We start from the raw sequence: 9,962 nt of genomic DNA on the forward strand, positions 1-9,962 counted from the left end.
AAGCCTCCTGTCATAACCTATTAGCAATATGAATTATTATTCATACATTTAACAACGCATCCACACGATGGATAAAATACTAGAACGTTAGCAACAAGGCGAAAAAAGACATGCAATTATAAAAGTTCGGTGCAAACTTGGAGGAATTTATTTTGTTTTTTTCTCCCCCCGCAAAAAGAAGAAGGGAAACCCTGACCCACATTGCAGCACATTTCCAAGCCCCCACAAGCCAACACCCAAACCAAAGGCTTGTAAAAGAGCTGCAATTCTGCCTACGCACCGGTGCTTAATTGTTACATTTGAGCTTTGAACAAACCGAGATTATTGAAATTAGTAAAATGAAAAAGGAAATAGACAACAAACTCAACTTGAAAAATATCAACCCAACCGCAATGCGACAGTTGGTTTTACAAGTTCTGACAGAACAAAAAACGGCTATTAGTTTGCCTGAATTAGAACAAAAATTTGAAAAAGCTGATAAAGCAACGTTATATAGAACTTTAAAAACTTTCCAGGAACATCAACTCATTCATTCAATTGAAGATGGCTCTGGCTCTTTAAGATACGCACTTTGCGAAGATTTTTGCACTTGCGAACCAGAACATTTACATGTTCATTTTTTATGCAACAAATGCGGAAAAACGTATTGTATGAAAGATTTACCTGTTCCCCAGCCAGACTTACCCAATGGATTTGAATTTTCCAGTGCAAACTTTGTTGTCAAAGGTATTTGTTCAAATTGCAAAAAGTAAGTTTGCAACTCGGTTGCACGAACTATATAGTATTTTTGTCGTTGTAATTATTAGAAATAAGAATTTGCAGATGAAATATATAGCAGTAATATTATCAGTGTATGTAATGGTTTTAACAGCCATACCTTGCAATGATGTACATGCTGGTACAAATTCTGCTACCTTGGAATTGTCGGAACAAAGCCAAAATCACACAAGTGATGTTGATTTATGTTCCCCTTTTTGTTTTTGTCATTGTTGCCAAACACTTTCTTTCCCATCATTTTTTAATGGTTTATTGTCCGATGTTGAAGTGGTTGCTTTGAATATTACTTTCAAAGAATCAAGATTTTCAAATCATTTTTCTTCTATCTGGCAACCTCCCAAAATATAATCGTTTCATCTTAACAATTTGCTCATATCAATTTTTTGATGTGATGCATTAAATAAAAGGTTGTCCAAGAGTAGTCTCTTGGAGTGAAAACACCTTGAAATTGATTTATATCCAAATAATAATTCATAATATTCAAATGATAAACAAAATAATATCTTTTTCAATAAAGAATAAGGCACTTATCGGGCTGATGACCATTGGCCTGATTATCGGTGGAATATATTCCATGACCAAAGTGCCGCTTGATGCCATGCCCGATATTACAAACAATCAGGTTTTGGTTATCACAACAGCACCCAATTTGGGCACCGAAGACATTGAACAGTTTGTAACCTATCAGGTTGAACTGGCAGTGGCAAACCTTCCAGATGTGACTGAAATCAGAAGTGTATCACGCTTTGGACTTTCGGTAGTTACCATTGTTTTTAAAGAAAGTGCCGGAACATATTTACCCCGGCAATTAGTAAGCGAAGCCTTAGCAGAAGTAAAAGAAAAAATCCCACAGGGATTTGGAGAGCCGTTCATGGCACCCATCAGCACCGGGCTGGGTGAAATATATCAATACACGCTTGAAGTACAACCCGGTTTCGATACTATTTATGACGATATGGAACTTCGCACCATGCAGGAATGGATTGTAAAACGGCAAATGGCCATGCTGCCCGGAGTGGTGGAAGTAAACTCTTTTGGTGGAAGGGGAAAACAGTACGAAGTAGCTGTTAATCCAGATAAACTTAGGAGTATGGGCTTGGCCATTTCTGATATTTTTGAAGCCCTTGAAGACAACAATCAGAATACAGGTGGGGCATATATCGAAAAAAACTTTCAGGCCAACTTTATCAGAGGCGAAGGATTAATGAGGTCTATTAATGATATTAAAAACACCTTAGTTACAAACGTTGACGGACAACCCATTTTTATCAGGGATGTGGCAGAAGTTAAATACGGAAGTTTTGTCCGTTATGGTGCTTTTACCAAAGATGGAAAGGGCGAGGCTGTCGGCGGTATCGTGATGATGTTGAAGGGCGAAAACTCAAATGATGTGATTAAAGATGTTAAAGAGCGGATGGCTTTAATACAAAAATCATTGCCCGATGGTGTTGTAATAAAACCTTTTCTCGACCGCAGCAAACTGATTAAAAGCACCACATCTACAGTTGCCGAAAATCTTTCATTGGGTGCGTTAATAGTAATATTTATCCTTGTAATATTCTTGGGAAACCTTAGGGGCGGGTTAATCGTGGCATCAACCATTCCTTTGGCATTGCTGTTTGCCTTTATCATGATGAACTTGTTTGGGGTGTGGGCAAACCTAATGAGTTTGGGGGCGCTCGATTTCGGGATATTGGTTGATGGTGCGGTTATTATTGTTGAAAGTATGATTTTTTACTTACACCGAAAAAACCTGATAGGAACAAAGCTTGACCAGACGAAACGAAACGAAATTGCTTATAATTCGGCAAGCAAAATGATGAACTCGGCATTTTTTGGGCAGTTGATTATTCTGATTGTCTTTATACCTGTTTTAGCTTTGCAAGGAGTAGAAGGCAAAATGTTTATCCCCATGGCTATGACTTTTGGTTTTGCCGTTTTGGGCGTGGTAATATTGTGCCTTACCTATATTCCAATGATGGCAGCCTTATTTCTTCAACCACCAAAAACAGATAAAAAAACATGGGGCGATAAAATTATTGGTAAGCTTGAAAAAATTTATACCCCGGTAATCGGATGGTCGCTTAAAAGAAGTTGGATTGTAATCACAATAGCATTTGTGCTGTTAGTTTCCGGCGGTTTTCTGTTTACACGGATGGGAGCCGAATTTATTCCAAAACTTGATGAAGGCGATTTTGCTTTTCAGGCATTTTTAAAGCCAGGAACTTCATTAACCGAAGTAACAAAAACTTCCACCCGACTGGAACAAATTGTCTTGGAAAACTTTCCTGATGAAGTAGAAAGTATTCAAAGCAGGATTGGTGTGGCAGATTTACCCATGGACCCAATGCCTTTGGACATTGCAGATATATTTGTGATATTGACACCAAAAGACCAGTGGACACAAGCCGAATCGAAAGCCGAATTAATTGAAAAAGTAAGGGAAAAAGTAAGTGTTTTGCCGGGTATAAATTTTGAATTTACCCAGCCTGTTGAAATGCGTTTCAATGAATTGCTGACTGGTATCCGTGAAGATGTTGCCGTTAAACTTTATGGCGATGATTTGGATATACTGGCTGCCAAAGCCGCTGAAATTGCCGGGCTGATTTCAGGGATTAATGGTGTAGCAGGTGTAAAAGCGGAGGCAACAAGTGGTTTGCCCCAGATTACCGTTCATTACGACCGTAACAAGCTTGGACGTTACAACCTGAAAATTAAAGAACTCAATACGATTGTTGAATCCGCTTTTAGTGGTGGCGTTGCCGGAAGCATTTACGAAGGCGAGCGGATGTTTGACCTTGTTGTGCGATTGGACGAAGAACACCGCACAAGTATTGACGATATCAGGAATTTATTTGTTAATCTTCCCGATGGTAATCAAATTCCCTTAAAAGAAGTAGCTGAAATAAGTTACCAGCCGGGGCCGATGCAAATTAGCCGCGACAATACCAACCGTAGAACCTACGTAGGAATTAATGTTGCTGGCAGGGATGTGAAATCGCTTGTGGAAGAAATCCAATCTGTTTTAGATGAAAAACTTGAACTGCCAACGGGCTATTATATCAGGTATGGTGGTGCTTTTGAAAATCTCGAAAGGGCATCAAAACGTTTGTCCCTTGTAGTTCCGCTTGCTTTAGCGTTAATTTTTATGCTGGTATTTTTTGCCGTGAAATCGTTCAAACAAACCCTCATGATTTATGTAGCCGTTCCCTTCGCTGCTGTTGGGGGTATATTTTCGCTCTATTTGCGGGATATGCCATTTAGCATTTCTGCCGGGGTTGGGTTTATCGTCCTGTTCGGCGTTGCGGTACTTAATGGTTTGGTATTAATTAGCGGGTTTAATGAATTAAAAGCAGAAGGCAAACTTCATATAAACGACATCATTAAAAAAGGTTCTATCCGGCGTATCCGGCCAATTTTATTGACCGCTTCAACCGATATTTTGGGCTTTTTGCCTATGGCAGTTTCAATGTCGGCAGGTGCCGAAGTACAACGTCCTCTGGCTACTGTGGTCATTGGTGGAATGCTTACATCAACTTTGCTAACGCTTATTGTGCTGCCCATTCTCTATAAGTTTGTTGAATCGGGAGTTAAAAAAATAAAGTTGCCTAAACCGGCAATGGGTGTATTTTCTGTCCTTTTTATAATGGCAGGTTTGGGGATTTCAGGAAATGCCAATGCGCAAGATTCTTCCCTAACATTGCCACAAGTCATTGAAAGGGCAAAAGAAAATTATCCGACAATCAAGGCAGCCCAATTGGAAGTTGACAAACAGGAAGCTTTAAAAGCAACGGCTTACCAATTGGGTATAACCTCTGTTTACACGGGTAAAGAAGAAGTGGGAAACGGTGCGCCCGGTATTCAAAACAGAATTGGGATTGGTCAGTCGGATATCGATGTTTTTGGTATTCCGGCAAAAAGCAAGTTAGCAAATGCACGTACCCAACAAGCTATTTCGGGGCAGTACCTTACCGAATATTCGTTAATCCGTGATGTTAGTATCGCATGGTACAATGCTGTACATGCCAAACAACAATGGCAGCTTTTTAAAGAACTCGACACCTTGTACGCCGATTTTCAAAAAGCCGCTGAATTGAGGTACAAAACACAAGCTACTTCTAAGATTGAATACCTTTCTGCTTCGGCTAAGTACAAAGAATTGCAGGTAAATTTAAAGAAAGCTGAAAGCAACTATTTGGCAAACTTGCAAATTCTGAATCAATACCTATTATACCCGATTGCGGTAGATGTTAACATACAGGATTTGGGGCAGTATGCTTTCAATATAGTTTCCGAAATTGATTCATTGAGCGAAAGCCCGCTGCTGAATTATTATTCAACCGGGATTGATGTGGCAGAATCGGCATGGAAAGCGGAAAAAGCCAATTTCCTTCCAAAGTTAGACTTGGGTTATAAATGGCAGTCGGTTGACGGCAATTCCGGGTTTTATGGTTGGGAAGCAGGTATCTCTTTACCATTGGCTTTCTTTTCACAATCGGGCAAAACCAAAGCTTCAAAAATTGACTTCCAAATTGCCAATCGGCAATACGAGCAAAAGGAACTGGAAATAAAAGCCGAGTACAATCAACAAATTAGCCGTTACCTTATGTTGCAACAGGTTATCGACTATTATCAAAAAGAAGCATTGCCTTTGGCCGACGAACAAATTCAGGCTTCCAATCTGGCGTACCGTCTTGGCAGTATCGACTACGTTCAATTTATTCAGAATACTGAAGCGGCGATACGTACAAAACAAGATTTTTTAATGCAACAGGCGGAGTACAATGAATTATCTGCCCAACTAAAATATTTAACAGGTAAATAATCAACAAAATTGAGTAATGATGAAGACAAAAATAATTATAGCGTTTATTGCAATCGCCACTTTAATGTCGTGCAATACTAAAAATAAAACGACCAGCGAAAGCGAAGAAAACGAAGAGCATGGACCCGAAGGTGTTGTTGTATTAAATGAGAACCAACGGGAAGCCCTGAACTTAAAATTAGGAACTTTCCAAATGCGGAACTTAACCACGATAGTAAAATCAAACGGGCAGTTAGAAGTACCCCCGGCAAGTAGTGCCGAGGTTACAGCTGTTATTGGTGGTAATGTAAAAGAGATTAAGGTGTTTCATGGCGACAGGGTAAAAAAAGGTCAATTGCTGGCAGTGCTGGAACACCCCGATTTTATTGTTTTGCAAGAAGAATTTGCCGAAGTAGCCAACAGGCTTGAATATTTGGAACAGGAATTTGAACGCCAGAAAGAACTTTTTGAAAACAATGTCGGTGCAGGCAGGGACTTTCAACAGGCTAAATCGGAATACAACACAGCGAAAACAAAATATGAAGGCTTAAAATCACGCTTGCAATTGATTAATCTTTCACCTGCCAAAATTAAAGAAGGGATTATTTCGAACACAGTTAGTATCCTTTCCCCGATTAATGGTTTTATTAATGAGGTAAATATCAAAGTAGGCTCTTATGTTGATGCAAAAGACATACTCCTTGAAATAACCGACAATAGTGCAATCCATGCCGATTTTATGGTTTATGAAAAAGATGTGCATCTGGTAAAAGAAGGCCAAAAAGTGCATTTCACGGTTTCAAACCGTCCGGGAGAAGAGTTAACAGCAACCGTTTTTGCAATTGGAAAAGAGTTTGAGGCCAATTCGAGGGCAGTTCATATCCATGCAAAAATTAATGAAAAAGTTTCGGGGCTTATCCCGGGAATGTATATTTCTGGCCATTTGCATACCGATGAAAAATATACCCGTGCTCTGCCCAATGATGCTATTGTTACGGAGGGGACAAAATCATACATTTTTATACTGGACAATCAGGCTCTTGAAGAACGAGAAAAGGACGAACCTGCAAATGAAGAAATCCATGCCGACAATGAAGATAATGCGGAAGAAAATAGTATGGCCTTCCGAATGGTCGAAGTTATTCCCGGACTGAAAGACGATGGATATACGGAAATACATTTGATAAATTCGTTGCCTGATAACACACAGGTAGTTTTGAATACAGCCTACTATTTATTGGCTGATATGAAGAAAGAAGAAACCGGAGATGATGATTAAAACAATAAAATTATGAAAGAAATAAAAGCATTTGTAAGACCAAATAAAGTGAATGAAATTGTTCACCATTTAATCGACAATGATTTTGAGAACATTACGCTTTCTTCGGCAGAAGGTACGGGAAAACTGCAAGATGAAAACGCATTTGTTTCGCAGAAATTTTCTGTTACCGACAGTGAGATTGCTAAACTTGAGATTGTAGCAGAGGATGAAGATGTTGATACTATTTGTGCTATAATCTGTGAATACGGGTGTACACTTAATCCAGGCGATGGGTTAATTTATGTTTCCGATGTCGAAAAGGTGTACCGTGTGAAAACGGGTTTGGGAAATGGAGAAAAATAATTTATAACTTTAAGGGCAGGTTGCCTTAATATATCGGGCAACTTGCTTTTTAAATAATTCACATTAAAAGCAAAAACGATGAAATACTATTTTGAAAAAACATTGAATTGCTCTTTTGAAGAAGCAGTAAAAAGGGTAACAGAAGAACTCAAAAAGGAGGGTTTCGGGGTATTATCTGAAATCAACATACACGAAAAACTAAAAGAAAAATTGGGGGTAGATTTCAGAAAGTACCGCATACTTGGTGCGTGTAACCCTGCTTTTGCCTACAAAGCATTACAGGAAGAAGATAAAATCGGTACGATGTTGCCTTGCAATGTAATCGTGCAACAAATTTCAGAAAACCAAACAGAAATTGCTGCCGTTGACCCGATGGCATCAATGCAATCTGTTGAAAATGAAAAATTGGCAGGTGTTGCAAATGAGGTTCAACAAAAATTAAAACATGTCATTCACAATGTTTAAAAGCACCTTTAAAATTTCCAAAATGGATTGCCCTTCCGAGGAAACCCTTATCAGGATGAAACTCGAAGGGCTTTCCATGATTAAAAGTTTGGTGTTCGATATTGAAAACCGAAAACTTACTGTCTTTCATTCTGAAGAAAGCTCTGAAATTGAGAATCACCTGAAAGAACTCAATTTAGGGTCGCAACTCCAAGAAACAATTGTTGTCCAAGCGGATGAATTCAAGGACAATTCATCGGTACAATCGAAACTCCTTTGGACGGTTTTGATTATCAACTTTGCATTTTTTATTATTGAAATTACCACGGGTTTTATTTCTAAATCTATGGGTTTGGTTGCCGATTCGTTGGATATGCTGGCAGATGCACTTGTTTATGGTCTTAGCCTTTGGGCTGTCGGTTCAACTGTGTTCCGTAAGAAAAAAGTGGCAAAGCTGAGTGGCTATTTTCAACTGGCTTTAGCATTGATTGGGCTTATAGAAGTAATACGCAGATTTATCAGTTTCGAAGCTGTGCCGGATTTCAAAACCATGATTATTGTTTCCATATTGGCATTAATTGCCAATTCCGTTTGCCTTTATTTATTACAAAAATCAAAAAGTGAAGAAGCACACATGAAAGCCACGATGATATTCACATCGAATGATATTATTATCAATACTGGTGTTATCGCAGCAGGAGTATTGGTTTTGTTGACCCAATCAAAGTATCCTGATTTAATCATTGGTGCAATTGTTTTTTTAATTGTGGTCAGGGGGGCTTTCAGGATATTAAAACTTGGAAAATAGATATGGAAGTAATTTTAGAGTCAATAATAAGCTGTCCAAATTGTGACTTTCAGAAGAAAGAAACCATGCCCATGGATTCTTGCCAATTCTTTTATAAATGTGAAAATTGCCATACCATTCTGAAACCAAAACAGGGAGATTGCTGTGTGTATTGTTCGTATGGTTCGGCAAAATGCCCTTCCATTCAAAAGAATGAAAGTTGCTGCTGATTATTTTTAACAAATGGAAGTACAACTGAGTTCTAACAAAAAGTATTTTCGTTATATTTAACATTTAGTTTTACAAACACAAAATCAAGTTGAAAAATAGCAGGTGTAAGTTTGGAAAATGCAATAGTAGAAAGGAAAAATAGACTTGCAAGTAAGGAAAATATTGCAGTACGTTCGGAAAATACAATTCCAAATAAGAAAAGAGAAAATGTGAGTGGGGAAAACGCAATTGTAAAACTGAAAAACAAAATTGTAAAAGCGAAAAAACCAAATGTAATTAATTATAAACCTTTAAAAATTAAATTATGGCATCACGCACAAAACTTACAGACACAGCAACCTTGGAATTGTACCGGGTAGCTTTGGAAAATGCAGAAACCCAACCTGAAATTTCAGCAATCATGGCAGATTTAGGCTATGATTCAACAGTTATCGCAGACGGCAAAGCATTGCTAACAAAAACCCGAACTGCATACGATGCAAACAAAACCGAAGACGATGAAACATCTGCCGCTTACGCCGATTTTTCAAGTAAAAAGGAACAATTGGAGGATACATTCAACATTCACCGCAAGAAAGCAAAAGTTGTATTCCGTAACGATTCATTAACCGCTGACAAATTGGCAATTTCTGGAACAATGCCACGGACTTATATCAAATGGTTAGAAGCTGCAAAGAAATTTTATTCCGTGGCATCAGCCGATACAGCGGTTCAAGGTAAATTATCCCGTTTAAAAATCTCCGTTGACGACTTGACAGCGGCAAACACATTGATTTCTGAATTAGAAACGGCAAGAGCAGTTTACCTGAAAGAAAAAGGGGAATCACAAGATGCAACCAAAGGCAAAGATGCAGCATTTGCAAAGATAGATGATTGGATGAGTGAGTTCTATGCCGTAGCAAAGATTGGTTTAGAGGACAATCCACAACTATTAGAAGCATTGGGCAAAACCATAAGAGGATAGTGGAATTGCCCTCCCTATTTGTAAGCACATTGGCAAGCCCCACGAGCCAACGCACGACCAAAACTTGCCAAAGAGCTTACAAAGCCTGCCCAAGTAACCGCCTTTAAGGGCGGTTTTAGGGTTGCCCTCCCACAAAAAAACAAAATAAATTTGCGCTCCGTTGACAGTTTTGTGCAGATTGAAAAGACAATTAAAGAAACCTTAAATGACTGAAAAACAGACTGGAAGAATCAACGCCCAGTTGCTAATCGAGTAGACTGCCCCGCCAGTGAACACTGACGGGGAGAGCCTCTCACACCACTGTACGTACGGGTCTCGTATACAGCGGTTC

At 38.9% G+C, this 9,962-nt stretch carries 10 protein-coding genes; all 10 read left to right on the top strand.

The genetic code is table 11. The features are described 5' to 3' along the window. Positions 1–338: 338 nt before the first annotated feature. The 10 genes from N2K84_RS19465 to N2K84_RS19510 all read left to right on the top strand — a co-directional run bounded on the left by N2K84_RS19465 (position 339) and on the right by N2K84_RS19510 (position 9,631). Positions 339–752 (top strand): Fur family transcriptional regulator, encoded by a 414-nt coding sequence (locus N2K84_RS19465; protein WP_282593510.1) that lies wholly within the window; start codon positions 339–341, stop codon positions 750–752. 70 nt (positions 753–822) lie between these two features. Then, positions 823–1,125 (top strand): DUF6660 family protein, encoded by a 303-nt coding sequence (locus N2K84_RS19470; RefSeq protein WP_282593511.1) that lies wholly within the window; start codon positions 823–825, stop codon positions 1,123–1,125. Positions 1,126–1,261: 136 nt separating this feature from the next. Continuing rightward, complete coding sequence (locus N2K84_RS19475) at positions 1,262–5,602, top strand: CusA/CzcA family heavy metal efflux RND transporter (RefSeq protein ID WP_282593512.1); 4,341 nt, start codon at positions 1,262–1,264, stop codon at positions 5,600–5,602. Positions 5,603–5,618: 16 nt separating this feature from the next. Beyond that, entirely contained in the window at positions 5,619–6,860 is a 1,242-nt protein-coding gene (locus N2K84_RS19480) for an efflux RND transporter periplasmic adaptor subunit (RefSeq protein WP_282593513.1), read from the top strand. A 12-nt stretch (positions 6,861–6,872) separates the two neighbouring features. Then, positions 6,873–7,205 carry a P-II family nitrogen regulator gene (locus N2K84_RS19485; RefSeq protein ID WP_282593514.1) on the top strand — a complete coding sequence of 111 codons (333 nt, stop codon included), beginning with the start codon at positions 6,873–6,875 and terminating at the stop codon, positions 7,203–7,205. 78 nt (positions 7,206–7,283) lie between these two features. Then, positions 7,284–7,670 carry a DUF302 domain-containing protein gene (locus tag N2K84_RS19490; RefSeq protein ID WP_116496663.1) on the top strand — a complete coding sequence of 129 codons (387 nt, stop codon included), beginning with the start codon at positions 7,284–7,286 and terminating at the stop codon, positions 7,668–7,670. Positions 7,671–7,725: 55 nt separating this feature from the next. Further along, positions 7,726–8,457 carry a cation efflux transmembrane domain-containing protein gene (locus N2K84_RS19495; protein ID WP_238943902.1) on the top strand — a complete coding sequence of 244 codons (732 nt, stop codon included), beginning with the start codon at positions 7,726–7,728 and terminating at the stop codon, positions 8,455–8,457. 2 nt (positions 8,458–8,459) lie between these two features. Beyond that, the gene (locus N2K84_RS19500) at positions 8,460–8,666 is read left to right on the top strand and encodes a GDCCVxC domain-containing (seleno)protein (RefSeq protein ID WP_116496662.1); all 207 of its coding nucleotides are present in this window, start codon (positions 8,460–8,462) and stop codon (positions 8,664–8,666) included. A gap of 111 nt (positions 8,667–8,777) precedes the next feature. Beyond that, positions 8,778–9,026 carry a hypothetical protein gene (locus N2K84_RS19505; protein ID WP_165806868.1) on the top strand — a complete coding sequence of 83 codons (249 nt, stop codon included), beginning with the start codon at positions 8,778–8,780 and terminating at the stop codon, positions 9,024–9,026. Then, on the top strand, positions 8,972–9,631 hold the full coding sequence (locus tag N2K84_RS19510) for a PQLLE family protein (protein WP_116496661.1): 660 nt from the start codon (positions 8,972–8,974) through the stop codon (positions 9,629–9,631). The genes N2K84_RS19505 and N2K84_RS19510 overlap by 55 nt, the downstream gene beginning before the upstream one ends. Positions 9,632–9,962: the final 331 nt, after the last annotated feature.

The organism is Gaoshiqia sediminis, from assembly GCF_025907915.1.
In the GTDB taxonomy this organism is placed as follows: domain Bacteria; phylum Bacteroidota; class Bacteroidia; order Bacteroidales; family Prolixibacteraceae; genus Gaoshiqia; species Gaoshiqia sediminis.

Excerpts from the sequence above, each read along its gene's own strand:
- N2K84_RS19470 (WP_282593511.1), top strand. The coding sequence starts at position 823 with ATGAAATATATAGCAGTAATATTATCAGTGTATGTAATGGTTTTAACA.
- N2K84_RS19500 (WP_116496662.1), top strand. The coding sequence starts at position 8,460 with ATGGAAGTAATTTTAGAGTCAATAATAAGCTGTCCAAATTGTGACTTT.
- N2K84_RS19485 (WP_282593514.1), top strand. The coding sequence starts at position 6,873 with ATGAAAGAAATAAAAGCATTTGTAAGACCAAATAAAGTGAATGAAATT.
- N2K84_RS19475 (WP_282593512.1), top strand. The coding sequence starts at position 1,262 with ATGATAAACAAAATAATATCTTTTTCAATAAAGAATAAGGCACTTATC.
- N2K84_RS19510 (WP_116496661.1), top strand. The coding sequence starts at position 8,972 with ATGGCATCACGCACAAAACTTACAGACACAGCAACCTTGGAATTGTAC.
- N2K84_RS19465 (WP_282593510.1), top strand. The coding sequence starts at position 339 with ATGAAAAAGGAAATAGACAACAAACTCAACTTGAAAAATATCAACCCA.
- N2K84_RS19495 (WP_238943902.1), top strand. The coding sequence starts at position 7,726 with ATGAAACTCGAAGGGCTTTCCATGATTAAAAGTTTGGTGTTCGATATT.
- N2K84_RS19490 (WP_116496663.1), top strand. The coding sequence starts at position 7,284 with ATGAAATACTATTTTGAAAAAACATTGAATTGCTCTTTTGAAGAAGCA.
- N2K84_RS19480 (WP_282593513.1), top strand. The coding sequence starts at position 5,619 with ATGATGAAGACAAAAATAATTATAGCGTTTATTGCAATCGCCACTTTA.